Source organism: Rossellomorea sp. H136 (assembly GCF_056838065.1).
The window spans coordinates 4,283,047-4,309,009 of sequence record NZ_CM166371.1 but is presented as its reverse complement, the minus strand read 5'-3'; the positions used below and the strand labels follow the sequence as shown (position 1 = coordinate 4,309,009).

The 25,963-nt window shown below is 42.1% G+C and carries 25 protein-coding genes, 1 tRNA gene and 1 other RNA gene; 24 read left to right on the top strand and 3 right to left on the bottom strand.

The window, feature by feature from the left end; translation table 11 throughout:
* Positions 1 to 50: 50 nt before the first annotated feature.
* Together ACYH0O_RS21745 and trxB are read left to right on the top strand one after the other, a co-directional pair.
* A complete protein-coding gene (locus ACYH0O_RS21745) occupies positions 51 to 1,562 on the top strand; it encodes a tetratricopeptide repeat protein (RefSeq protein ID WP_482630294.1) in 1,512 nt (503 codons plus the stop codon).
* Positions 1,563 to 1,712: 150 nt separating this feature from the next.
* Positions 1,713 to 2,660 (top strand): thioredoxin-disulfide reductase, encoded by a 948-nt coding sequence (gene trxB / locus ACYH0O_RS21740; protein WP_482630293.1) that lies wholly within the window; start codon positions 1,713 to 1,715, stop codon positions 2,658 to 2,660.
* Between the two features lie 53 nt (positions 2,661 to 2,713).
* Here trxB and ACYH0O_RS21735 read toward each other — a convergent pair whose 3' ends face one another.
* Positions 2,714 to 2,866 (bottom strand): Fur-regulated basic protein FbpA, encoded by a 153-nt coding sequence (locus tag ACYH0O_RS21735; protein WP_482630292.1) that lies wholly within the window; start codon positions 2,864 to 2,866, stop codon positions 2,714 to 2,716.
* Between the two features lie 182 nt (positions 2,867 to 3,048).
* Between ACYH0O_RS21735 and ACYH0O_RS21730 the strand changes: the two genes are divergently transcribed.
* The 7 genes from ACYH0O_RS21730 to ACYH0O_RS21700 all read left to right on the top strand — a co-directional run bounded on the left by ACYH0O_RS21730 (position 3,049) and on the right by ACYH0O_RS21700 (position 8,288).
* Positions 3,049 to 3,363, top strand: a complete 315-nt coding sequence (locus ACYH0O_RS21730; protein WP_148995369.1) for a MerR family transcriptional regulator — start codon at positions 3,049 to 3,051, stop codon at positions 3,361 to 3,363.
* A gap of 132 nt (positions 3,364 to 3,495) precedes the next feature.
* Entirely contained in the window at positions 3,496 to 4,212 is a 717-nt protein-coding gene (locus ACYH0O_RS21725) for a GDSL-type esterase/lipase family protein (protein ID WP_482630291.1), read from the top strand.
* Positions 4,213 to 4,638: 426 nt separating this feature from the next.
* Complete coding sequence (locus ACYH0O_RS21720) at positions 4,639 to 5,097, top strand: 8-oxo-dGTP diphosphatase (RefSeq protein WP_148970362.1); 459 nt, start codon at positions 4,639 to 4,641, stop codon at positions 5,095 to 5,097.
* A 48-nt stretch (positions 5,098 to 5,145) separates the two neighbouring features.
* Positions 5,146 to 6,039 (top strand): RNase adapter RapZ, encoded by an 894-nt coding sequence (gene rapZ / locus ACYH0O_RS21715; protein ID WP_113969146.1) that lies wholly within the window; start codon positions 5,146 to 5,148, stop codon positions 6,037 to 6,039.
* Positions 6,036 to 6,998 carry a gluconeogenesis factor YvcK family protein gene (locus tag ACYH0O_RS21710; protein WP_482630290.1) on the top strand — a complete coding sequence of 321 codons (963 nt, stop codon included), beginning with the start codon at positions 6,036 to 6,038 and terminating at the stop codon, positions 6,996 to 6,998. Before rapZ ends, ACYH0O_RS21710 begins: the two co-directional genes overlap by 4 nt.
* A 57-nt stretch (positions 6,999 to 7,055) precedes the next feature.
* A complete protein-coding gene (gene whiA / locus ACYH0O_RS21705; protein WP_148970193.1) occupies positions 7,056 to 8,003 on the top strand; it encodes a DNA-binding protein WhiA in 948 nt (315 codons plus the stop codon).
* 27 nt (positions 8,004 to 8,030) lie between these two features.
* Entirely contained in the window at positions 8,031 to 8,288 is a 258-nt protein-coding gene (locus ACYH0O_RS21700; protein WP_148970361.1) for an HPr family phosphocarrier protein, read from the top strand.
* Positions 8,289 to 8,465: 177 nt separating this feature from the next.
* Here the strand turns inward: ACYH0O_RS21700 and clpP are convergent, their stop codons facing one another.
* Complete coding sequence (gene clpP, locus ACYH0O_RS21695; RefSeq protein ID WP_098352025.1) at positions 8,466 to 9,062, bottom strand: ATP-dependent Clp endopeptidase proteolytic subunit ClpP; 597 nt, start codon at positions 9,060 to 9,062, stop codon at positions 8,466 to 8,468.
* 230 nt (positions 9,063 to 9,292) lie between these two features.
* Between clpP and ACYH0O_RS21690 the strand changes: the two genes are divergently transcribed.
* The 15 genes from ACYH0O_RS21690 (at position 9,293) to ssrA (ending at position 24,617) form a co-directional block, all read left to right on the top strand.
* Positions 9,293 to 9,364: transfer RNA gene (locus ACYH0O_RS21690), tRNA-Arg, on the top strand.
* 508 nt (positions 9,365 to 9,872) lie between these two features.
* Positions 9,873 to 10,130, top strand: a complete 258-nt coding sequence (locus ACYH0O_RS21685) for a hypothetical protein (protein WP_482630289.1) — start codon at positions 9,873 to 9,875, stop codon at positions 10,128 to 10,130.
* 421 nt (positions 10,131 to 10,551) lie between these two features.
* On the top strand, positions 10,552 to 11,892 hold the full coding sequence (gene rpoN, locus ACYH0O_RS21680; protein ID WP_482630288.1) for an RNA polymerase factor sigma-54: 1,341 nt from the start codon (positions 10,552 to 10,554) through the stop codon (positions 11,890 to 11,892).
* A gap of 105 nt (positions 11,893 to 11,997) precedes the next feature.
* Entirely contained in the window at positions 11,998 to 12,243 is a 246-nt protein-coding gene (locus ACYH0O_RS21675) for a glutaredoxin family protein (protein ID WP_482630287.1), read from the top strand.
* 149 nt (positions 12,244 to 12,392) lie between these two features.
* Positions 12,393 to 13,412: a sugar-binding transcriptional regulator gene (locus ACYH0O_RS21670; RefSeq protein WP_148970181.1), complete on the top strand. Its 1,020-nt coding sequence runs from the start codon at positions 12,393 to 12,395 to the stop codon at positions 13,410 to 13,412.
* Positions 13,413 to 13,466: 54 nt separating this feature from the next.
* Positions 13,467 to 14,474 (top strand): type I glyceraldehyde-3-phosphate dehydrogenase, encoded by a 1,008-nt coding sequence (gap, locus tag ACYH0O_RS21665; protein WP_148970180.1) that lies wholly within the window; start codon positions 13,467 to 13,469, stop codon positions 14,472 to 14,474.
* A gap of 182 nt (positions 14,475 to 14,656) precedes the next feature.
* Entirely contained in the window at positions 14,657 to 15,841 is a 1,185-nt protein-coding gene (locus ACYH0O_RS21660) for a phosphoglycerate kinase (RefSeq protein WP_482630286.1), read from the top strand.
* Between the two features lie 59 nt (positions 15,842 to 15,900).
* Positions 15,901 to 16,665: a triose-phosphate isomerase gene (gene tpiA / locus ACYH0O_RS21655; protein ID WP_482630285.1), complete on the top strand. Its 765-nt coding sequence runs from the start codon at positions 15,901 to 15,903 to the stop codon at positions 16,663 to 16,665.
* On the top strand, positions 16,658 to 18,193 hold the full coding sequence (gene gpmI, locus ACYH0O_RS21650) for a 2,3-bisphosphoglycerate-independent phosphoglycerate mutase (RefSeq protein ID WP_482630284.1): 1,536 nt from the start codon (positions 16,658 to 16,660) through the stop codon (positions 18,191 to 18,193). Before tpiA ends, gpmI begins: the two co-directional genes overlap by 8 nt.
* Before the next feature lie 13 nt (positions 18,194 to 18,206).
* Positions 18,207 to 19,499, top strand: a complete 1,293-nt coding sequence (gene eno / locus ACYH0O_RS21645; protein WP_044338271.1) for a phosphopyruvate hydratase — start codon at positions 18,207 to 18,209, stop codon at positions 19,497 to 19,499.
* A gap of 339 nt (positions 19,500 to 19,838) precedes the next feature.
* Entirely contained in the window at positions 19,839 to 20,066 is a 228-nt protein-coding gene (secG, locus tag ACYH0O_RS21640; RefSeq protein WP_148995353.1) for a preprotein translocase subunit SecG, read from the top strand.
* A gap of 326 nt (positions 20,067 to 20,392) precedes the next feature.
* The gene (locus ACYH0O_RS21635) at positions 20,393 to 21,139 is read left to right on the top strand and encodes an alpha/beta hydrolase (protein ID WP_148970176.1); all 747 of its coding nucleotides are present in this window, start codon (positions 20,393 to 20,395) and stop codon (positions 21,137 to 21,139) included.
* 27 nt (positions 21,140 to 21,166) lie between these two features.
* A complete protein-coding gene (rnr, locus tag ACYH0O_RS21630; RefSeq protein WP_482630283.1) occupies positions 21,167 to 23,512 on the top strand; it encodes a ribonuclease R in 2,346 nt (781 codons plus the stop codon).
* Positions 23,513 to 23,632: 120 nt separating this feature from the next.
* Entirely contained in the window at positions 23,633 to 24,103 is a 471-nt protein-coding gene (smpB, locus tag ACYH0O_RS21625; RefSeq protein WP_044338267.1) for an SsrA-binding protein SmpB, read from the top strand.
* Positions 24,104 to 24,253: 150 nt separating this feature from the next.
* Positions 24,254 to 24,617: a transfer-messenger RNA gene (gene ssrA, locus ACYH0O_RS21620) on the top strand.
* Between the two features lie 428 nt (positions 24,618 to 25,045).
* On the opposite strand, the gene ACYH0O_RS21615 is transcribed toward ssrA, so the two are convergent.
* Entirely contained in the window at positions 25,046 to 25,807 is a 762-nt protein-coding gene (locus tag ACYH0O_RS21615) for a helix-turn-helix domain-containing protein (RefSeq protein ID WP_482630282.1), read from the bottom strand.
* Positions 25,808 to 25,963: the final 156 nt, after the last annotated feature.

Genomic DNA, 25,963 nt, shown 5'->3' with positions numbered 1-25,963 from the left:
TTGTATGATATACTACTGTAGTTATACTATGAACGTTTCGGAGGACTTTGATGAGAATAGGGTCAAAATTAGGTAGTGAGCAAGCGAAAGTGTTGTCTTTTGTCCCGACTGGCGAGTATTACTACAATAAAGGGATGAAGGCTTATCAACGTCGAGAGCTTAAGAAATCATTAAAATATTTAAATAGAGCATTTCAATTAGAACCAGTAGAACCGATGATTGCCTGTCAATTATCGATTGTGTATACAGAGCTTGGTGAATATAAGCATTCAAATGATTTATTGCATCAAATTTTGGATGATCTGGATCCCCGTATGGCAGAATGTCATTATTTTCTGGCCAATAATTATGCCCATTTAGGCTTATTTAAAGAGGCGTACGAACAGGTTTCAGCTTATCTTGACAAAGAAGAATATGGTGAATTCGTTGAAGACGCAGAAGACTTATTAGAGCTTCTCGAGCTCGATTCCGATCTGATTGTGGACGATTTATACGAGCATGATGAGCTTATCGTCCAACAGGAGAAAGCAAGAGATCTTCTTGAATCAGGGCATTTTCAAAAAGCCGTGGAAACTTTACAGAAGGTCATTAAAGACTATCCGGAATTCTGGTCAGCTTATAATAATTTAGCACTTGCCTACTTCTATTTAGGAGAAGTCGATCAAGCAGCTGCTACGTTGGAAGAGGTGCTGGAGAAGAATCCTGGAAATCTTCATGCCCTGTGCAATACGGCTGTTTTTTATTTCTATCAAAAGCGTCATGCCGAGTTGGATGAATTGATTCAGGGGCTTGAGAAGGTCCGTCCCTTACTTCATGAGCATCGTTACAAGCTGGGGGCTACGTTTGCGTTGGTTGGTCACTCGAAGCGTGCTTATGATTGGTTGAAGTCCCTTCAGAAGATTGGCTTCGAGGGCGATGCGAGCTTCTATTATTGGTTGTCTTATTCTGCTTATGAAACGGGGCATGAGGATACAGCCCGTAATGCGTGGAAAAGGGTATTAGAAATCAACCCTGAAAAAGAGGGACTCGAGCCTTGGAACGATAAAAAGCAGGAAGAGGGCTTCGAAAATCATGTCACATCGATTTTGAAGAAGCTTCAAAGTGAATATACGGAAGAGAAATTATTCGGTCTGTTTCTTACGTCTATTTCGGATAATCAGAGAGCTATCCTCACCCACGCTGACTTTTGTGATGTGGAGGACCTGTCCATTGTCGAAAAGGTTTATTTAGCACAAGTGTTAAATAGCAACGGAAATAGCTCGATTAAGGTGAACCAGGAGATTCAGAATATGCATCAAGTGGCTCTGCACCTTTATGGAGGTCATCGACCGATCACGAGCGTAGAGTCCGGATTGTTCCTTACTTGGTTTACGATCGCCTATAGAGGGATAAAAGAACGGGAAACCTTCAAGAATGCCAAAGCTTTTGCAGCGGCAACAGAATTCGTATGGAATCGGCTGCGAAATGAAAAGGTCACGAAGAAGCAGCTATGTGATCGATTCAATTTATCTGCAAGTACGCTGACAAAATACATCTCAGTCGTTGAAAGTTACCTTCCGTGAGCATATTTTTGGACGATGTGACCTTGTTTTTTATAGGATAGGTGTAGGAAGTTAATACTATGGGTGGAAGGCTCAAGCACCATTATTACCTCTAACCATAGTATTTTAATAAAGAATATGCTTACGACTGTTCGGAAGGAGAATGTCATTATGTCTGAAGAAAAAATTTATGATGTAATCATTGTAGGTGCAGGCCCTGCAGGAATGACTGCAGCTGTTTATACGTCACGTGGAAGTCTTTCAACGCTTATGCTTGAAAGAGGAGTACCGGGCGGACAAATGGCGAATACGGAAGAAGTGGAGAACTACCCAGGCTTCGACCATATTCTGGGACCTGATCTTTCTAATAAAATGTTTGATCATGCGAAGAAATTCGGTGCGGAATACGCATACGGAGATATTAAAGAGATCGTTGACGGAGAAGAGTTTAAAATTGTCAAAACCGGTTCGAAAGAATTTAAAGCCCGTGCCGTGATCATCACAACGGGTGCAGAGTACAAAAAAATCGGTGTACCCGGTGAAAAAGAGCTTGGCGGGCGCGGAGTATCTTATTGTGCAGTATGTGATGGAGCATTCTTTAAAGGAAAAGACCTTGTTGTTATAGGTGGAGGAGACTCCGCTGTAGAAGAAGGGGTTTACCTGACAAGATTTGCTAACAAAGTAACGATCGTTCACCGTCGCGGTGAGCTTCGTGCTCAAAAGATCCTGCAACAGCGCGCCTTTGATAACGATAAAGTTGATTTCATCTGGAACCATACGGTGAAAGAAATCAATGATAAAGATGGAAAAGTAGGCAGTGTGACCCTTGTATCCACTGAAAATGGAGAAGAAACTGATTTCCAAGCGGATGGTGTTTTCATCTACATTGGAATGCTTCCACTAACAAAGCCATTTGCTAACCTTGGAATCATCAACTCTGAAGGTTACATTGAAACAAACGAACAAATGGAAACAAAGGTTCCAGGAATCTTTGCAGCCGGAGATGTCCGCGAAAAACAACTTCGCCAAATCGTTACAGCAACAGGTGACGGAAGTATCGCCGCTCAAACGGCTCAGCATTATATTGAAGAGCTGAAAGAAAAAGTCAAAAACGGTTAATCAAGAAAGCCTTACGAAGGGAGATTTCCTTCGTAAGGCTTTTTTTGATGAATTCAACTTTTCTTATGCTTATTAAACACATACACCAATTCCGACAGCGTCAGCTTCTTCAACCTCTCATCACATGGCTTGTAAACACCAGCTTTTACTAACCGACGAATAAATTGCTGCCTCTGTCGTTCAACGGCTTCACGTAAAAATGGCATCCGTGTTCACTCCTTTTGGGTTCTTAAGGGTAGTGTAAGTGGATCTCCATAGAAAATCATCTACCTTGTAAAGTTTTCTTCCAATTTAGAATTCTTTGTCAGGTTTTCTAACATAATAGGCCAAATCCGTAAGAGAGACATGTATAATCAAGATATTCCCTGCTTAGGAGGATGAGGAGAACGTGGACAATGAGCCTTCCTATAAGGATAAAAAAGTAATATCGATCGGTGTCGTCAGTGAATTGACTGGTTTGACCGAGAGAAAGATCCGCTATTACGAAGAGAAGAATCTGATCTTTCCACAACGTTCCAATCGGGGCTATCGCAAGTACTCCTTTTCCGACGTGGAACGATTGATGGACATTGCCGACCAGCGAGAAGAAGGGGTCACCACGAAAGAAATCAAGCATGAACTATCCAGAAAAGAGAGAAAAGAAGCAAAGCAAAAAATGATAAGAGGTCAGCTCAATGCGCGGTTTGGGGTTCAGAAGAAGTAAGGGGGACGGACCTCTTAAAGCGATTCCAACGGTTCATTTCTTCCATAAATAAACAGGGTTACAACCTTCACAAAAGGGAATAACCAACATTATGAAAGTCATCCTAGTTTATTTCGGAAGGTCGGATCATGAATGAAAATATGGAAAATCGTTTCTTTAGTGGCATTGGTTGCACTTATCCCCATCGTGTATTTTAGTTTTTTTGCCGATGAGACCAAGTCATCATCTAATAAACGGGTGATCGCATTGGGAGATTCCCTCACCTATGGGTATGGGGATAAAAAAGAAGCAGGATATATCGGGCGTTTAGAAGAGAAAGTAAATGAAAAACATACAAAGATGTCATATAACTTTCAAAACCTTGGAGTACCGGGGCAGCAATCGGATCAGCTGCTGGGGCAGATCGTTAAGCCGGAGGTCGTGGAGGATTTAAGTGAAGCAGACGTATATATCATCAACATTGGTACCAATGATTTAATAAAGAATAATGGTGGGGATCTGTTCCCTTTACACCATGAAGAAATCGTGGAGGCGAAAAAGGACTATCTGGACCACCTGGATAAGATCTTGAATATTGTCGGAACTGCGAATAAAGAAACGGACATCATCGTTTTGGGCTTATACAATCCATACCCTGATAAAGACAGTGATAAAATCGAAGCGTACGTCGATGATTGGAATAAGTCCATGATGAAAGAAGCCGAAAAACACGAGAACGTAAAGTACGTTTCAACCAATCCGTTGTTTAAAGGGAAGTCCAAGGAAAACTATTTCCATGATTCTCTTCATCCCAATGGTAAGGGATACGAATTAATGGCGGATCAAATTATGAAGAATTATGACTTTTAACCGGAAAATGACAGGTTCTTACAGCGTTCGTCGTAATTCGCAAATTCCACTGTGATACATTAACAATTCCGTAATACCGTTTTAAATCTGTTGTAACACTAGTGAAACAATTTTCGGGTAATATAGAGAATAAGAAATTGACCCCCTTTTAAGTAATAAATCCCGTAGACGACACAGGACTCGCCTGTGTCTATTTTTTTTGCTTGCTTTTTCCCCTGTTATAGTGCCACATATATATCTGTACCTATCCCTCTTCTTGTAGAAACATGTCCCAATATCTTTCGATTTCAATCGACAACCTTCAAACAACAAGCCAAGACATTGTAGCTTGTCTACAATCATAGTATAATATAAGGAATGAGAATGACTGAAAGTGGGACTAGTGTATTCATTGGCTCCCTAATCATCAAGATCGAGGTGAAGGTAGTGCAACGTGTCACAAATTGTTTATATCTGGATGGAGACAAGGTGCTCCTTCTCCAAAAGCCAAGAAGGAATTGGTGGGTCGCTCCAGGTGGGAAAATGGAGTCCGGCGAATCAATCCGGGATGCTGTCATTCGTGAGTATCGTGAGGAAACGGGCATCTATTTAAAGAATCCTGATTTGAAAGGTGTCTTTACATTCATTATTAAAGAAGGCGATCAGATTAAATCGGAGTGGATGATGTTTTCTTTCTTTGCAACCGAAGCGGATGGGGTCAACCTTCAGGAATCGGAAGAAGGTAAGATTAAATGGCATCCGATTGAGGATATTAAGAACCTTCCGATGGCTGAAGGAGATTATCATATTCTGGACTACCTCTTACACGGGAAAAATACGATTTATGGAACGTTTACCTATACTCCTGATTTTAAGTTATTGTCTTATCGATTAGATCCAAGTTGATCAACGAACTTTTTAAATACAACATTACGATAAAAGCGGGGGAAGAGTATGAGTACAGGTTCTACAAACGATGTTCAATTAGTAATCATAACAGGGATGTCCGGAGCTGGTAAAACGGTTGCCATTCAGAGCTTCGAGGATTTGGGATTCTTCTGTGTGGACAATCTGCCGCCGACTCTTCTGCCAAAATTTTTGGAACTGATGAAAGAGTCCGGTAATAAAATGAATAAGGTCGCCCTTGTGATGGACCTTAGGGGAAGGGAATTCTTTGATCATCTATTTAAAGCACTGGATGAATTAGCGGAAACCTCCTGGGTGACACCGCAGGTTTTATATCTTGATGCAGATGATTCTTCTCTTGTCAGACGATACAAGGAAACGCGCCGTTCTCATCCGCTCGCTCCTTCAGGATTGCCTCTTGAAGGGATTCGTCAGGAAAGAGAGCTCCTTGAAGAGTTAAAAGGACGTGCGCAGTTAATTTATACGACTTCAACCATGAAGCCAAGAGAGCTTCGGGAAAAGATTCTAACGGAATTCTCGGTGAACAAGAAGACGATTTTCACGGTGAATGTCGTGTCTTTCGGTTTCAAGCACGGAATCCCGATCGATGCTGATTTGGTGTTTGATGTACGTTTCCTGCCAAATCCTCACTATATCGATCATATGAGACCGAAAACGGGATTGGATGAAGAAGTGTCCACCTACGTATTGAAATGGAATGAAACGAATAAATTCATCGAGAAAGTAACCGATTTATTGTCATTCATGCTTCCTCAATACAAGCGGGAAGGAAAGAGCCAGCTTGTGGTAGCGATAGGATGCACTGGGGGGCAGCATCGGTCGGTTGCATTGGCAGAGTATCTTGGCCATCATTTTGAAAATGACTATCAAACGAAAATTTCTCATCGGGATATTCAGAAGAGAAAGGGTCTAACAACATGACACATACACCCAAGGTCGTCGTGATCGGAGGAGGAACGGGCTTACCGGTCCTTCTCCGGGGATTGAAACGGCACCCTATTGATATATCGGCCATTGTCACTGTCGCAGATGACGGTGGCAGTTCCGGACGTTTGCGTGACAGCCTGGATATTCCTCCCCCGGGAGATATACGAAATGTCCTGGCTGCTCTTTCAGAAGTGGAGCCACTGGTGGAACAAATGTTTCAGCATCGATTTGAAACAACGAATGAACTTTCCGGCCATGCTTTAGGAAACTTGATTATTGCAGCCCTTGCTTCCATTACAGGTGATTTTGTCCATGCGATTCAGGAAATGAGCAGGGTATTGAACGTGAAGGGGAAGGTGCTGCCCTCAGCCAATCAAAGCGTCATCTTAAAGGCGGAAATGGAGGATGGAACGATTGTCACGGGAGAATCGACCATTCCGAAAGCCGGTAAGAAGATCAAAAGGGTCTTCTTAAAGCCGGATTGCATCAAGCCACTGGGTGAAACCTTGCGGGCAATAAAGGAAGCCGACTTAATTGTGATGGGTCCGGGAAGCCTATATACTAGTATTTTACCGAATCTTCTTGTTCCGGGAATTGGCGATGCTGTATGCAGGGCGAAAGCGAAGAAAATGTATATTTGCAACATCATGACCCAGGCAGGGGAAACATTGGATTATTCAGCAAGTGATCACGTAAAGGCATTATATGATCATTTGGAAACGCCAAGTATTGATTATATCCTGGTCAACAAAAAGCAGGTACCCGATGAGGTGCAGGCCCGATATAGTGAAGAACAAGCGAGTCCTGTCCACTTTGATGTAGATAAATTGAAATCCATGGGCTTAGAAGTGATTGCAGAAGAGATTCTCTCCTATGACAACCATCTTGTTCGCCATAACACGGAGAAGGTCGCTGATATCATATATTCTTATCTTAAAAAATCAACCAGCTAAACTACAAAAATTTCTTTTGTATAAGGTTGTGCAAGCGTTTGCTAGGAGGTGATGGGGATGTCGTTTGCGTCCGAAACAAAAAAAGAACTGACCAATATTGAAGTGAAAGATTGCTGCGCCAATGCAGAATTATCCGCATTGATCCGAATGAATGGTTCGCTGTCATTCTCAAATCAAATGCTCGTCGTCAATATTCAAACCGAAAACGCCGCCATTGCCAGAAGAATCTATACATTGATCAAAAAGGGGTACGACACCCCGGTAGAGCTTCTGGTTCGAAAAAAGATGCGGCTGAAGAAAAACAATGTCTACATTGTACGAATCAAAGAAGATACTAAAAAGATTCTTGAAGAACTGAAAATCCTGGGTGAAAATTTCACCTTTATCCATAATATATCGGAAGACTTGATCAAAAAGAAATGTTGCAAACGTTCATATTTGAGAGGAGCGTTCCTTGCAGGTGGTTCGGTAAACAACCCGGAAACCTCATCGTATCATTTAGAAATCTTTTCACTTTATTCTGAACACAACGATGCGTTGTCCGAGCTGATGAATTCCTTCGGGTTGAATAGTAAAACCCTTGAACGAAAAAAAGGCTTCATTACGTATTTGAAGGAAGCAGAGAAAATTACGGAGTTCTTGAATATCATCGGGGCTCACAATGCCCTGCTGCGATTTGAGGATGTACGGATTGTCAGGGATATGAGAAATTCCGTTAACCGTCTTGTAAACTGTGAGACGGCTAACCTGAATAAAACCATCGGTGCTGCCTTAAGACAGGTCGAAAACATTAAGTTTATTGAAAGGCATGTAGGCTTACAGATATTACCCGATAAATTAAGGGAGATAGCAGAATTACGAGTGAATTATCAAGATGTTACGTTGAAAGAACTAGGGGAAATGGTGTCAGGCGGCACTATCAGTAAATCAGGGATTAATCACCGCTTACGTAAAATTGACCAGCTTGCTGAGAAACTCAGGGCGGGAGAAAAGATTCAAACCTAAATAAGGACAAAGGGGAGAGAAATGATTATGGTGGAAAAACAAGTAGAAGTAAAATTGAAGACAGGTCTTCAAGCACGACCGGCTGCATTATTCGTACAGGAGGCGAACCGCTTCTCATCTGAAATCTTCTTGGAAAAGGATGGGAAAAAGGTTAATGCGAAAAGCATCATGGGCTTAATGAGTTTAGCCATTTCTACGGGTACTTCCATTACGCTGGTAGCGGACGGAAGCGACGAAGAAGAAGCACTGGTTGCCCTCGAAGGTTTCGTTCAAAAAGAAGCATAAGATCAACTTCATACCCTTGAAAAGGCTGATGACCTGGGAGTGGTCATTGGCTTTTTTTAGTTCTACTTTCGAGAATGGATCAATCCTTCAGTTCACTGTTTCAAATTTTTAGACGCTAAACCTCCGCGGGTCAAAATAAAAACCCCCTTGCGAAATTGTGCAAGGGGGATTTCATGATTACTTATTATTCATATCGTTACGAGTGATGATACGATCGATCAATCCATATTCAAGCGCTCTTTCAGCTGTCATGAAGTTATCGCGATCTGTATCTTTTGAAATCACTTCAAGTGGTTGACCAGTGCGATCAGCCAGGATTTGATTCAGTTTTTCACGTAGGAATAGAATACGCTTCGCTGCGATTTCGATTTCTGTAGCTTGACCTTGAGCTCCACCAAGTGGTTGGTGAATCATGACTTCAGCGTTCGGAAGGGCTAATCGCTTGCCTTTCGCACCTGCTGCAAGAAGGAACGCACCCATTGAAGCAGCCATACCGATACAAATCGTTTGTACATCAGGCTTGATGTATTGGATCGTATCATAGATTGCCATACCCGCTGTGATACTTCCGCCAGGAGAGTTTATGTAAATTGAAATATCCTTCTCCGGGTTTTCAGATTCAAGGAAAAGAAGCTGTGCTACAATAGAGTTTGCCACATTGTCATCAATGCCGCTTCCAAGCATGATTACACGGTCTTTCAATAAACGTGAATAAATGTCATACGCACGTTCACCGCGGTTTGTTTGTTCAATTACTGTAGGAATTAAATTCATCCTCGTTCCTCCTTAGAAATCCTTTTTTATTTTTCTGAATAACTTATTCACTTTGTACTGTAATCATACACCCATGGTCAATAAAGGTCAAACTAAACGCTTCCTTTATTACACTGTATATAAATCCTTTCTACATCATACCCACTCATTCCTTTTTTAAACAATAAAACGTATTGCAAACAAGCAATTTCTAGCTTATAATATATATTCGTGACAGTCATTCATTTCATGCCCTCGTGGTGCAACGGATAGCACGTAAGATTCCGGTTCTTAAAATGGGGGTTCGATTCCCTCCGAGGGCGTACTAAATCTAATGAGTTCCGGTTCCTGTGTTTGTAATGAGTTTTTACAAGCATAGGAGCTTTTTTGTATTTGGGGGTCTACATAAGATCCTCTCTTTGAGACGAGGCTGGGACAAAAGTTTTTTAGCCTAAGTCAAACCCGAACAAACCTGCTTCTTAGAGTGCAGATTTGTTCGGGTTTATTATTTATTTTCGAAATTTGATTTTAGCTGTTTCCAGCGGTTGATTGGAGTGCAAGACGAAGACTCCTGCGGGAAAGGAGATTATGTGAGACCCCGCAGGCTTGCCGAGGAGGCTCACGGGCTACCCGCGGAAAGCGTAGTCTTGCACGGAAATCATTAGCGGTATGAAGAACCTACACTTCTATTGTTCGTCTTTTTATCGTGGTTTTTTAGTTCTATCCCAGCCTCGTTTTTTTACGTAAAATAGAACCAATATTCTCCACTTTTTCCTCACACGATTATCCTATTTTCTTAATAATATAGTTAAGGAAGGGGGGTGATTGTAGATGTCGATAAAAGAAGAAAGCTTTAATGAATTGATGTTCGCATTGATGAAGGCTAAGGAAGAAGGAATTGAAATTGAATTGATAACGGCTGCACCCCCACCAGCTGGTAGGCCGCCAAATATTAGAGGTGTCGTCAAAAAAGTAAGTTGTGGAACATTTGTACTAGAGCTGTCTGGTCCTCCTAATCGAAAAGGAATTTACTCCATACCACATCTTATTGGGTTCGTTCCAGTTTCCGATGATGTTGATGAAGTTTAAAAAAGGCACTTTAATAATTCCCAAAAATATTATAGCGTAAGGGAGTGTCTTATAGAAATATTTAGGACAAGTATACTCACTATTATACTCCGATGACATTTGGAGGCTGTAAATACGTTTAAGTTTCCTGTTCTGAGAAATGAGGGTTCGATCCCCTCTGGGGGTGTACTGTAGTTCAAATTAGTTCCTGAGTTTGTAGGGATATTTTACAAGCGTTGGGGCTTTTTTTCTTTGAGTATTCTTTACTTTAATTTGTATTTACTAAAAAGCCTGTTGTTATTACAGTTTTTATTTAAACAAACCTACGCTATGAAAGTTATGGGGAGACATATATATAGTACAACCCCACCAACTACCAACTAATTCCCATTAACGAACAACGTTTTTTATTGTAGAATAAATAAATGGGAGGTAAAGAATCATGAATTTGAAAGCAGGACTTTTTCAAAATCAACAATTAAAACTTCAAATGACGCAACAGCTTTCTCAAGCCATCACCATCCTCCAATATTCTACGATGGAACTGAATGCTTATCTAGAAGCTAAGCAATTGGAGAATCCCCTTATACAAATAGAACCGCCTAAGCAAGACCCCCTTCATCAACGAGAACCTCACACGTTTAAACGAAACGCCGGCAATCGCGAAAACACGGTGGATTGGTACGAATATGTTTCCGTGCCAAAGAGATCCCTTGCGGATGCATTATCTGTTCAATTAAATTTGAAATCGCTTACTTCTCGGGATGAAAAGGTAATGAAAGAACTAATTTACAGCCTGGATGACAACGGGTATTTACGTATAGATGAAGAATCATTCATTGAAAACCATCATTTGGAGATGGTTCAACTGGGAGCCTATATTAATAGGTTGCAAGATTTAGAGCCTGCCGGGATTGGAGCCAGATCTTTGCAAGAGTGTATATCTCTTCAGTTGCAACGTAAAGCCAATGTCCCTCCTCTGGTTACGATGATCATAGAAAACCATTTTCAGGCTTTTGCCGAAAAGAAATGGAAAACAATCGCCAGGGAACTTAATGTTGAATTAAAAGACATACAGCATGCGGCTGATTATATTCAGTGTTGTAACCCAAGACCAGGTTCAAAGTATTCACAGCATGTCGCTGAATATATTATTCCTGAACTTGTTGTAAAAGTGATCGATGGTCATACGGTAGCCGTATCCTTATATGACGGGACTACGACCAATGTCACCTATAATGAAGAGTATACGGACTTTCTGAAACATCATCCCGACAAGGAAGTTCAGTCTTATCTCCAGGAAAAGGAGCAGGACTTCCAGTGGCTGCTGCAAAGTTTACGCCAGCGAAAGCAAACCATCCTGAAAGTGGGGAAGATGCTCGCCGAAAAGCAGAAATCCTTCTTTTTAAAGGGACCATCAGCGATTCAGCCATTGACCTTGAGACAGGTGGCAGACGAAATCGATGTTCATGAATCGACCATCAGCCGGGCTGTTAAGGGTAAGTATATGCAAACTCCATATGGGATTTTTGAACTGAAGTACTTCTTTACCTCGGCGATCAAATCGGTCAAGCTCGATGAATCAGAAGTAGCTTCTGCCACTTCTGTAAAAAATGAGCTGCAAAGGCTTATTGATAAAGAAGACAAGAAAAAGCCCCTATCTGATCAGAAAATAGTGAATCTATTATTGGAGAATGGGTATGATGTTTCTAGAAGAACGATAGCGAAATACCGCGATCAATTAGGAATTGCTTCTTCCACGATGAGGAAGAGGTATGAATAGACGGTGTACCAGGGTACAATCCCGCTCTCGTGTACCAGGTACATTCAATTCATTTTGTACCTGGTACAAGCCAGTTCTCAACCAATAATAAAGCGAGGCAAAAGCATGAAACAAGTCCTATTCTATACACGAAACCAATGCGGACTATGCCAAGACGCAAAAATTACATTAAAGTTACTTCAGGATGAACTTGGATTCGAAATAAAAGAAATCGACATTGATGAAAGTGACGATTTGACCGAACGTTTCGGATTGATGATTCCAGTCGTGGAGTCGGACGGGGAAATCCTCCAATATGGGCAAATTGATTATTTTACGCTAAGCAAGCGTTTACATGAAAAAACCCGATAGTTTCTAGTTGAATTACGATTCATACCCTGATAAAATGAATTTTGAAAGCAGGGATGAATTTTTTTTGAAGGTAGTGGGACATAATATGTCTATGCGGGACTTAAAAAGTCCATCATATCCACTCACTTCATTTGAAGGAGCTTTTATCTATGGAATCTTTAATTGACATACAAAAGCGATTATTACCTGACCTGCTTGAAGTTATGCAAAAAAGGCATCAAATTCTTCGTTCCATCCGGTTCATGCAGCCAGTCGGACGCAGAAGTCTTGCTCAGAACATGGGCCTGACCGAACGTGTACTGAGAAGCGAAGTGGAGTTTCTGAACAACCAAGATCTCATTGATATCAAAACCTCTGGCATGATCATGACGGAGGATGGCATTCAGCTTTTGGAAAGCCTTGAAAGCATGATGAGAGAAGTTTCAGGAATCAACGTTATGGAACAGGAATTAAAATCTTTACTTAATCTTCATGAAATTGTAATCGTTCCTGGGAATAGTGATGAGTCTCCTTGGGTAAAAGAAGAATTAGGGCGTGCATCAGCTTCTAGTATGAAACGTCGCCTGAAAGGAAATACTATCATCGCTGTGACTGGAGGCTCGACGATGGCCGCTGTAGCAGAGATGCTTACACCGGATTTCTCTGACTCTACCTTGTTTGTTCCTGCTCGGGGTGGAATTGGAGAAGACGTTAAAAACCAGGCTAACACCATATGTGCCAAGATGGCTGAGCATACGAGAACGCGACATCGTGTTTTATATGTGCCGGATCAGGTTAGTAAAGAGGTATACAAGTCCTTCATGAAAGAACCGATGATCAAAGAAGTATTGAATTTGATCAAATCGGCTAACATGGTTCTCCATGGGATTGGAGATGCTATCACAATGGCTGAAAGACGAAAGACCACTGATGAGGACTTTGAGAAAATCATAGATGGTCATGCTGTCGGGGAGGCATTTGGTTATTATTTTAACGAATCGGGTGAAGTGGTACATAAGGTGCCAACGATCGGTCTGCAATTGGAAGATTTAAGTCACATCGAAAGCGTCATCGCCGTCGCAGGCGGCAGCTCGAAGGCGAAAGCGATTCGGGCGTATATGAAGAGTGCTCCACCGAAAACCGTGCTCATCACGGATGAAGGAGCAGCGAGAGAGCTTTTAAAAGGGTAAGCCCTTTTGAAATATAAAAAATCATCCTTAACTATCTAAAGGAGGAAATTATTCATGGCAACAAAAATTGGTATTAACGGATTTGGACGTATCGGACGTAATGTATTCCGTGCAGCACTTAAAAATAACGACGTAGAGGTAGTAGCGGTTAATGACTTAACTGATGCAAACATGCTTGCTCACCTTTTACAATATGATACAGTTCACGGAACTCTTCAAGAGAAAGTAACTGTTGACGGTGACTACCTTGTAGTTGGCGGTAAAAAAGTAAAAGTATTAGCTGAGCGCGATCCTGCTCAACTTGGGTGGGGAGATCTTGGTGTAGATATCGTTGTTGAATCTACTGGACGTTTCACTAAGCGTGCTGACGCTGCGAAACATATCGAAGCTGGTGCGAAGAAGGTCATTATTTCTGCTCCTGCATCAGATGAAGACATCACAGTGGTTATGGGTGTTAACGAAGACAAGTATGACGCAGATAGCCACGATGTTATCTCTAACGCTTCTTGTACAACAAACTGCTTAGCGCCATTCGCTAAAGTTCTTAACGATAAATTCGGAATCAAGCGTGGAATGATGACAACCATTCACTCTTACACAAACGACCAACAAATCTTAGATTTACCACATAAAGATTACCGTCGTGCACGTGCAGCTGCTGAGAACATGATTCCAACAACTACAGGTGCTGCGAAAGCTGTATCTCTTGTTCTTCCTGAGCTTAAAGGGAAACTGAACGGTGGAGCGGTTCGTGTTCCAACTCCAAATGTTTCTCTAGTAGACTTAGTTGCTGAACTTGATCAAAACGTAACAGCTGAAGATGTGAATGCTGCGCTTAAAGAAGCGGCTGAAGGCGATCTTAAAGGAATCCTTGCGTACAGCGAAGAGCCTTTAGTATCAACTGATTACAACGGTAGCCCGGCTTCTTCTACAATTGATGCATTATCTACAATGGTTCTTGAAGATAACATGGTAAAAGTAATCTCTTGGTATGACAACGAGAGTGGATACTCTAACCGTGTAGTAGACCTGGCTGGTTATATCGCTTCTAAAGGACTTTAATCGATAAAGTTTTGTAAATTGACATCATTAGCATGGTGATTGATGGATAAATTTTGTCCCACCATCTATAATGAAGATGTGATGAAGGGGAGCGGGGAAGATTCCCCTCTCCCTTTTCTTATTGCTATTTCTATTTTTTTGAAAAAGATGTAGGAATTGAAAACTAAAGGAGGCCTTTTACGATGAACAAAAAGTCGATTAAAGATGTCGATGTAAGAGGAAAACGCGTATTTTGCCGTGTAGACTTCAACGTACCGATGTCTGAAGGCAAGATTACAGATGAAACTCGTATTCAAGCTGCTCTTCCTACCATTAAGTACTTAGTGGATGGCGGAGCGAAAGTCATTCTGGCTAGTCACTTAGGTCGTCCTAAAGGTGAAGTGGTGGAAGAACTGCGCTTAACCCCGGTAGCCGAAAGACTTTCCGAACTTCTTGGGAATAATGTAGCAAAAGCCGACGAAGCTTATGGTGATGCTGTTCAATCCAAGATTAGCGACATGTCTGAAGGCGACGTTCTTGTACTGGAAAACGTCCGCTTCTACCCGGGAGAAACGAAGAATGATCCTGAACTTGCAAAAGAATTTGCAGCTCTTGCTGATCTTTATGTAAACGATGCATTTGGTGCTGCTCACCGTGCCCATGCTTCCACTGAAGGAATCGCCAAGCACATTCCAGCTGTAGCAGGCCTTCTAATGGAGAAAGAGCTGGACGTTTTAGGAAAGGCTCTATCTAACCCTGAACGCCCATTTACAGCGATCGTTGGTGGAGCAAAAGTAAAAGATAAAATCGGTGTCATTGACAACCTATTAGATAAAGTGGACAACCTGATCATCGGTGGAGGACTTGCTTACACATTTGTGAAAGCCCAAGGCCATGAGGTAGGAAAATCCCTTCTTGAAGAAGACAAGATTGATTTAGCCAAGCAATTCATGAAAAAAGCAGAAGATAAAGGTGTTAAATTCCTTATGCCTGTTGATGTAGTCGTTGCTGATGACTTCTCAAATGATGCAAATACGAAGGAAGTGGATATTGATTCGATTCCTTCTGATTGGGAAGCACTTGATATCGGGCCTAAGACTAGAGCGCTATTCCAGGATACGATTAAAAGCTCTAAGCTTGTAATCTGGAACGGACCGATGGGTGTATTCGAATTAGAAACATTTGCAAATGGAACGAAAGCCGTAGCGGAGGCGTTAGCTGATGCAACAGATACATATTCTGTTATCGGTGGCGGTGACTCTGCAGCAGCCGTTGAGAAATTCGGTTATGCTGATAAGATGAGTCATATTTCTACAGGTGGTGGAGCTTCACTAGAGTTCATGGAAGGAAAAGAACTTCCTGGAGTAGTGGCTCTTAACGATAAATAATCCCTTTTCAAAGACCAACAATTTTTGGAACCGATTATAAAACAGAAAGGATGAGTACAATGCGTAAACCGATTATTGCAGGTAACTGGAAAATGAACAAAACGTTATCAGAAGCAAAATCTTTTACTGAAGAAGTACAAGGATTAGTTCCTGATCAAGGGGTTGTCGATTCTGTCATCTGTTCTCCAGCCCTATTTTTAGAAAGCTTAGTGAACATTTCAAAAGAATACAAGGTAGAAATTGGTGCTCAAAATATGCACTTTGAAGAAAACGGAGCATTCACAGGGGAAGTCAGTCCTGTAGCGCTTTCTGATTTAGGCGTAAAGTATGTCATCCTTGGACACTCAGAGCGTCGTGAAATGTTCAATGAAACAGATGAGTCAGTGAACAAAAAGACTCTTGCTGCTTTCAAACACGGGTTAACTCCAATCGTTTGTGTAGGGGAGACGCTCGAGCAACGCGAAAATAATGAAACAAAAGAACTTGTTGGTAACCAAGTGAAAAAAGCACTTGCAGGTCTATCAGCAGATCAAGTGAAACATACCGTAATTGCTTACGAACCAATCTGGGCAATCGGAACAGGTAAATCATCTACAGCTGAAGATGCGAACGAAGTATGTGCTCATATCCGTCAAGTGGTTACAGGAGAATTTTCTCAAGAAGCAGCAGACTCAGTGAGAATACAATATGGTGGTAGTGTAAAACCTGGGAACATTAAAGAATACATGGCCCAATCAGATATCGATGGTGCCCTTGTAGGTGGAGCAAGCCTTGAACCACAAAGCTTCTTGCAACTTTTAGAAGGGGCCAGCACACATGAGTAAGTCACCAGTAGCGTTAATCATCTTAGATGGTTTTGCTTGCCGTAACACAAAAGAAGGAAACGCTGTAGCCCAAGCGAACAAGCCGAACTTTGATCGCTTATGGAATCAGTTCCCTCATAATCAATTAACTGCAAGTGGTGAAGCGGTAGGACTTCCTGAAGGACAAATGGGGAACTCCGAAGTCGGTCACTTAAATATTGGTGCCGGACGTATCGTGTACCAAAGTTTAACACGTGTGAATTTAGCGATTCGTGAAGGTGAATTCGAAACGAATGCCACTTTCCTTGACGCAATTAATCATGCGAAGGAAAAAGGTACGAATCTTCATATCTTCGGACTACTTTCGGATGGCGGTGTGCACAGCCATATCGAGCATCTTTATGCCCTTCTTGGTTTAGCAGCTAAAGAAGGAATGAAAGATGTCTATGTCCATGCCTTTCTTGACGGCCGGGACGTCGGTCCTCAAACGGCGAGGAAGTATATTGAAGATGCAGAAGCGAAAATGAAAGAAATCGGCGTTGGTCAATTTGCTACGATTTCTGGTCGTTACTATTCCATGGACCGTGACAAGCGTTGGGAACGAGTAGAGAAGTCTTACCGTGCCATGGTATACGGCGAAGGCCCAAGCTATCATGATCCAATGGAGCTTGTGAACGATTCATACGAAAATGGAATCTACGATGAGTTCGTCATTCCATCCGTGATGACGAAGGAAAACGGAGAGCCGGTTGCAACGATTAAAGACGATGATGCTGTGATCTTTTACAACTTCCGCCCTGATCGTGCGATTCAAATATCGAATACTTTTGCGAATGCAGACTTCCGTTCATTTGAACGCGGAGAGAAGCATCCGAAGAACCTTCACTTTGTCTGCTTAACACGATTCAGTGAAACAGTTGATGGATTTGTTGCATTCAAACCGACAAACCTTGATAATACACTTGGTGAGGTCCTTTCCCAAAACGGACTGAAGCAATTGCGTATCGCCGAGACGGAAAAGTATCCTCATGTCACGTTCTTTATGAGCGGTGGCCGTGAAGATGAATTCCCGGGGGAAAAACGAATATTGATCGATTCTCCTAAAGTGGCAACGTATGACCTGAAGCCTGAAATGAGCGCGTATGAAGTGACGGATGCCTTACTTGAAGAAATCCGTGAAGATCGTCAGGATGCAATTATCCTGAACTTCGCAAACCCGGATATGGTCGGGCACTCAGGAATGCTTGAACCGACGATCAAAGCGGTTGAAACAGTAGATGAGTGTCTGGGGAAAATCATTGACCTTATCACTGAAAAAGGCGGAACAGCCATCATCACAGCAGACCACGGGAATGCAGATGAAGTTCTGACCGAAGAAGGCAAGCCTATGACGGCACACACGACGAACCCGGTCCCTGTCATCGTAACGAAAGAAGGAATCGAACTTCGTGACGGTGGAAAGTTAGGAGACCTTGCTCCAACTATGCTAGATTTATTAAATGTCAATCAACCAGCTGAAATGACTGGAAAATCACTAATTAAAAAATAAGGAGAGATTCTAAATGCCATTTATTACAGACGTATATGCTCGTGAAGTATTGGATTCACGCGGTAACCCAACAATTGAAGTAGAAGTTTATACACAATCAGGTGCTTTCGGACGCGCACTAGTTCCATCTGGAGCTTCAACTGGTGAATACGAAGCAGTTGAACTTCGTGACGGTGAAAAAGGCCGCTACCTTGGTAAAGGGGTACAAAAAGCAGTTGATAACGTAAACAACGAAATCGCTGAAGAACTGATCGGTTATGACATCACTGAGCAAGTAGCAATCGACCAGGCGATGATCGCTCTTGACGGAACAGAAAACAAAGGTAAACTGGGTGCGAATGCAATCCTAGGTGTATCTATGGCTGTAGCTCGTGCAGCTGCTGACTTCTTCGGAGTGGAATTATACCAATACCTTGGCGGATTCAACGCGAAGCAGCTACCAGTGCCAATGATGAACATCGTTAACGGTGGAGAGCACGCTGACAACAACGTAGACATCCAGGAATTCATGATCATGCCTGTAGGAGCTTCTACATTTAAAGAAGGTCTGCGCATGGGTACAGAAATCTTCCACAGCCTGAAATCAGTTCTTAAAGGTAAAGGCTACAACACTGCAGTAGGTGACGAAGGTGGGTTCGCTCCAAACCTTAAATCTAACGAAGAAGCACTTTCTACAATTATCGAAGCAATCGAAAAAGCTGGTTACAAGCCAGGAGAAGAAGTTCTTCTTGCTATGGACGTTGCAGCTTCTGAAATCTACAACAAAGAAGACGGTAAATACCATCTTTCAGGAGAAGGCGTTGTCCGTTCATCTGCAGAAATGGTTGATTGGTATGAAGAAATGTGCAACAAATATCCAATCGTTTCAATCGAAGACGGTCTTGACGAAAACGACTGGGATGGTTTCAAACTTCTAACTGAACGTATCGGTAAGAAAGTTCAACTAGTTGGGGATGACTTATTCGTTACAAACACGACTAAGCTTTCTCAAGGTATCGAGCAAGGTATCGGTAACTCAATCCTGATCAAAGTGAACCAAATCGGTACACTTACTGAAACTTTCGATGCAATCGAAATGGCGAAACGCGCTGGTTACACAGCAGTCATCTCTCACCGTTCTGGTGAAACAGAAGACAGCACAATCGCTGACATTGCAGTAGCAACAAACGCTGGTCAAATCAAGACAGGTGCACCATCACGTACAGACCGCGTAGCGAAATACAACCAACTTCTTCGCATCGAAGATCAATTAGCTCACACAGCTCAATATCTTGGAGCGAAAACATTCTATAACGTAAATCGCTAATACAAGCAATTTGAAAAGCAGCCCCGTTTTTGGATGGGGCTGCTTTTTTGACATGAATTCGTATGAGGGTCTCAGGTTGAAGGGGTTCTGATGAAAATAGAGCCGTTTTCTGTGAAAATCCGACCGTTTTCGAGGAGAATCCAGCGGATATGAGAGAAAATCCAGACGATTCGGAGGGTAATCCGACTGAATACCGTGTTTAATCCCATTATCCTGTGTGGGTACCCACTAATCCCATAACCAACTCTTTCCACAATTCAAACAATATAACCTTGTCCACTGCATAATCCCTATGGTAAACTAGTAGTAATGTTATGTTCGTATCAGGAGGTGGGACTCATGCACACTTTATTAGTCACTTTACTTATTATTGTATCAATCGCACTTATCGCCATTGTATTACTTCAGTCAGGTAAAAGTGCTGGACTTTCAGGGGCCATCTCTGGTGGTGCAGAACAACTTTTCGGAAAACAAAAAGCTCGGGGTATCGACTTAGTACTACACAGAATCACAATCGTATTATCGGTACTATTCTTCGTACTTACCATTGCCATCGTAGCTATCTAATACGGACAAAAACCTGATCATTAAGGTCAGGTTTTTTTATTTATAAGGTTTCTGTTTGATTTTAAGCGAAATATTGGATTGTCTGACCAATGTTTGCTAAAAATAGAGAAGAAGAGTGGTTTAAACGATCGTTAAATAGAAAGAAGCCTGTGATATCAAGCTTTTCCACAACTAATCAAACGTTTGTTTAACAAAAATCAATTGAAAATCACATTACATAAAGAAATCATTTAAACAATTGTTTAACAGGTTGAGGCACTACAAATCAAGGGTCCAATCATCTAATCAAACGTTTGTTTAAAATCAGATAAAAGGAGTCACTAGCTATGAAAACCGTATTACCAAAACCATTCACATTTGAAGCAGGTCCCCGGGCCGTACTATTACTTCACGGTTTCACAGGAAACTCAGCCGATGTCCGGATGCTTGGCCGTTACTTAGAAAAGAAAGGCTATTCATCCCATGCCCCTCACTATAAAGGACATGGTGTACCGCCGGAAGAATTGGTTCATACAGGCCCTGAAGATTGGTGGCAGGATGTCATGGACGGATATGAGCTTTTAAAGAGTAAGGGATATGAAGAGATTGCGGTTGCCGGCCTTTCTCTAGGAGGGGTATTTTCTCTTAAATTAGGTTACACTGTACCTGTAAAGGGTATTGTCCCTATGTGTGCACCGATGTATATAAAAAGTGAAGAAGTCATGTATAAAGGGGTCGTGGATTACGCCCGTGAATTTAAGAAATTTGAAGGAAAAAAAGAAGAACAAATTGAAAAAGAAATAGAAGAGTTTAAGAAAACGCCGATGAATACATTGAAGGCCCTGCAGGAATTGATTGCAGACGTGCGCGAAAATGTGGATATGATCTATTCACCGACGTTCGTGGTGCAGGCAAGGCATGACCATATGATCAATACGGATTCTGCGAATATCATCTATGATAACGTTGAATCCGATGACAAAGACATTAAGTGGTACGAAGAGTCCGGTCATGTGATTACATTAGATAAAGAAAAAGAACAGCTTCATGAAGACGTCTACGGTTTCTTAGAGAAATTAGACTGGACGGTTTGATGAATTCGATGATCAGGAGGGATTGTCATGGACGAAAATATTAAAGAGCATGTGGATAGGCTCCTTTCCTACATGAAGGAAGAAGCATACAAGCCATTGACGGTACAGGAGCTTGAAGAAGCATTCGGAATTGAAGGGTCCACGAACTTCAAGGAATTCGTAAAGGCTCTTGTCGTAATGGAAGAGAAAGGGCTGGTCGTACGGACAAGGAGCAATCGCTACGGCTTACCTGAGAAAATGAATCTGGTAAGAGGGAAAGTATCCGCTCATGCAAAAGGTTTTGCGTTTGTGATACCGGAAGAATCAGGAATGGACGATATCTTCATCCCTCCTAATGAAACGAATAACGCAATGCACGGCGATATTGTATTAGTAAGAGTGTCTACTTCTACTTCGGGTTCCAGAAGAGAAGGAACCGTCGTGAGAATCGTAGAGCGCGGTGTCGACCAGATGGTTGGTACGTTCACGGAAAGTAAACATTTTGGGTTCGTCATTCCGGATGATAAGAAGTTTGCGAGTGACATCTTTATCCCGAAATCTGCTCAAATGGGTGCAACGGAGGGACATAAGGTCGTCGTTAAATTAACTTCCTATCCTGAAGGGCGCAAGAGTGCAGAGGGTGAGGTCATTGAAATCCTTGGTCATAAAAATGATCCAGGAGTCGATATTCTCTCTATCATCCACAAGCATGGGATTGACGTTGAATTCCCTGAAGAGGTCATGGATCAGGCGAATAATGTGCCAAGTGAAATCGACGAATCAGAAATCCCGAATCGAAAAGACCTGCGTGACCAGACGATTGTGACGATAGATGGTGCTGACGCCAAGGACTTGGACGATGCTGTGACGGTAACGAAGCTTGCCAATGGAAACTATAAGCTTGGGGTACATATTGCTGACGTTACGTACTATGTAAAAGAAAGCTCTCCGATTGACCAGGAAGCTTTTGATAGAGGTACATCCGTATACTTGGTAGACCGGGTCATCCCCATGATTCCGCACCGATTATCAAACGGTATTTGTTCTCTTAATCCCAAGGTGGACCGTTTAACTCTATCATGTGATATGGAGATTTCACCTGAGGGGGATGTCGTGAAACACGAAATCTTCCAAAGCGTCATTAAGACAACCGAACGAATGACATATTCAGATGTAAACAAGATTCTTGTCGATCAAGACGAAGAACTTCGGGAAAAATACGAGCCATTGGTATCGATGTTCGAGGAAATGGAAGATTTAGCACAGGTTCTACGCACAAAACGAATGAAGCGTGGCGCCATCGACTTTGATTTCAAAGAAGCGAAAGTACTTGTAGATGAAGAGGGAGAACCGACGGATGTGGTCCTGCGTGAACGTTCAGTAGCCGAAAAGCTGATCGAAGAGTTCATGTTAGTGGCGAATGAAACGGTTGCTGAACATTTCCACTGGATGGAAGTACCGTTCATCTATCGTATCCATGAAGACCCGAAAGAAGACAAGCTGCAACGCTTCTTCGAATTTATTACGAATTTCGGTTTGATTGTAAAAGGAACAGCGAATTCGATTCATCCACGTGCTCTTCAGGAGATTGTCGAGGACGTACAAGGGCAGCCGGAAGAAATGGTTGTATCGACAATGATGCTGCGGTCCATGCAGCAAGCGAAATACGATCCTGAAAGCTTAGGTCACTTTGGACTGGCGACAGAGTTCTATACTCATTTCACATCACCGATCCGTCGTTACCCCGACTTGATTGTTCATCGCTTAATCAGGACTTACCTGATTGAAGGCAAGATTGATCAGGCAACACGGGAAAAATGGGGCGCCCAAATGGGTCATATCGCTGAGCACACGTCAAGTCGTGAGCGACGAGCGGTAGATGCAGAACGTGAGACCGATGAGCTGAAAAAAGCAGAATACATGGAAGACAAAGTGGGAGAAGAGTACGACGGTATCATCAGTTCCGTTACGAACTTTGGAATGTTTGTCGAACTGCCTAACACAATTGAAGGTCTTGTCCATGTGAGTTATATGACGGACGACTACTACCGGTTTGATGAGCGTCATCTTGCCATGATTGGTGAAAGAACGGCAAACGTATTCCGTATCGGAGACGAGATCACAGTTCGTGTCGTGAGCGTCAATAAAGATGAGCGTGCCATCGACTTTGAAATCGTAGGAATGAAGAATAATCGCAAGGAACGTGAAGACCGCGTTCGCTCGATCCGAACTGACAAAGGGAAGTCTTCAGACCGCTCTAAATCGAATCGATCTTCAGACCGAAAAAAGGACGGAGAATGGTCAACGCGTCCACCGAAAAACAACAAGAAGAAAAAGTCGAATAAGAAACACTTTGAAAATGCGCCTCGAAGCAAACATAAAAAGAAGAAATAAAGGTTCAGGAGCAATGGGATAACCTTTGCTCCTTTTCTTTTCCAAGTGTAACAATACTATTTTTCTAAGAAATATGAGATAATAATGAGTAAACCGACGGAAATGACTAGGGGGATTCCAATGCCAAAGGGAGAAGGCAAGCTTATTGCCCAAAATAAAAAAGCACGTCATGACTATGCCGTAGAAGAAACATATGAGGCAGGTCTTGTATTGCAAGGAACCGAAATTAAAGCGATCCGTGGCGGCCGCGTGAACTTGAAGGATTCCTTTGCACGTGTTCAAAATGGAGAAATTTTCGTTCATAATATGCACATCAGTCCATATGAACAGGGAAATCGATTTAATCACGAACCTCTCAGAACACGTAAACTGCTGCTTCATAAAAAGCAAATCAATAAGCTGATCGGCGATTCGAAGGAAGCAGGATATAGTATCGTTCCATTAAAGCTTTACATCAAAAATGGTGTAGCCAAGCTTCTGATCGGTCTTGCACGTGGTAAGAAGAAGTATGACAAACGGGAAGATTTAAAACGAAAAGAAGCAAACCGCTCTATCCAAAGAGAACTGGCTCAGCGTCAAAAAGGGATGTAAATGTACAGATTTCCGGAATCTGGTATTTGCAATTATCTCAGGATTTGTTATACTAATAGATGTCGCGAGGTAATCAAGCGGCTGTAAGAACAATTGAATAAGTGACTTACACGCTGAACTTATTCTTTCCCGTTCTTCCCTTTCTATCATGGGGACGTTACGGATTCGACAGGGATAGTTCGAGCTTGGGTTGCGAGCCGTGGGGATCGTCCACGATAAAACGTCAAAGCCAATAATAACTGGCAAAACTAACAATAACTTAGCTTTAGCTGCGTAATAGCGCTTTAGCTGTTCCTCCCTCCATCGCCTATGTGGTAGGGTAAGGGACTCACTCTTAGTAGGCTACGCCGGAGTCCACCGTCTGAGGACAAAGGAAGAGACCAATCAGACTAGCTGCACGGACGCCCGTCGATAGGCAGAAGCTGCAGTGAACTTGCGAATATATCGACTACGCTCGTAGACGCTTAAGTGGCGATGTTTCTGGACGTGGGTTCGATTCCCACCGTCTCCACCAAATACATATTTGGTGGTTTTTTATTTATGTGACTTAAACCATAAAAATGTAATGATTACATCCTTTTGCTTTAAACACTACTTAGAGTTTAAATTATTCCATACCTACAGGTGAAAATCTGTAGGTTTTTTTACGTTAAAGGGCATTTTGAATCAGCGACTTGATTTTTAACAAGGAGAAGCCCGACGAGGCTCAATTCACGCCCCGCGGAAAGCGAGCAATTGGAGCGGAAATCAACCACTACTCGCTTTTTCAAAAGCAACAAAGTTTACGAAAGCAGCCATATTAAAAATGAAAAAACGATCCTCCTTAATCGTTTCTAAGGTGGGCATATCATATAAGGAGACATTTTTGTCCCCCCTATAATCATTCATCTTTTGAAAACTTAACTTCTGCAAGTCCCTCAGAGTGAAGATTGCAGTGGTCACTTAAACAATGTGGCTCGGAGCTACTCCCATCCATTTTTTAAACATTCGATTAAAGTAAGATTGGTCACAGTATCCAAGGTATTCAGCGATTTCACTTATAGACATCTGCGTATTATTAAGCAGATTCAATGCAGTGTTGATTCGAATTTGATGCAAGTATTGTATGGGGGTGTTGCCAACCACTTCTCTAAATAATACGGTTACGTAGTTTGGCGAGATTCCTGCTAATGCAGCCAATTCTTCAATCGTTACGTTCCTTCTGAAATTGCATAAAAGATATTCCTGTATCTCCCGTGCTATCCGTTCTTTGGCTGGAGTTGTCCTTTGTTCAGAGCACTCTTGAGCGATTAGTGTTAACAGTTCGGACAAGACATACCTTGACATTAGTTCGAAATATGGTCTTCCTCCTAAAAATTGGATAAATAATGTTGAAAATCGTTGTTCATAGTAAGGGGCATTGGGAGTCTTGAATCGGAAAACCGTGTTTTGTTTTGTAAAGTGCAAAGAGTTTTCCAGCGATTGGTCCTCCCATAGGAATACAACTGTATATTTTTGGTGCCATTCATCTGGATGGTTTTCCCAAGCACGATTCATGGCTTGAGGAATGTATAGTATTTCTCCTTTTTCCAGTTCCAGACATTCGTCATTTATCCAATACATTACTTTCCCCTGAGAAACATAAACGAGGGTATCACAGCCTCGATCTTTTCCAATGCTCCATTTCGGATTGACATCATGATAAACCCCATGTATATTCACCATTTCCACCACCGCTTTGAAAATTTATTAATGAAATATACAAATTCGAGAGGTTTTGTATATTTCACTATCACCTATCTCCTGATATTATCAAAATAGTCAGATAAATGCTAATGATTAACAGAAAGAGGGGCTGATGAATCTGCGGATTATTTGTGT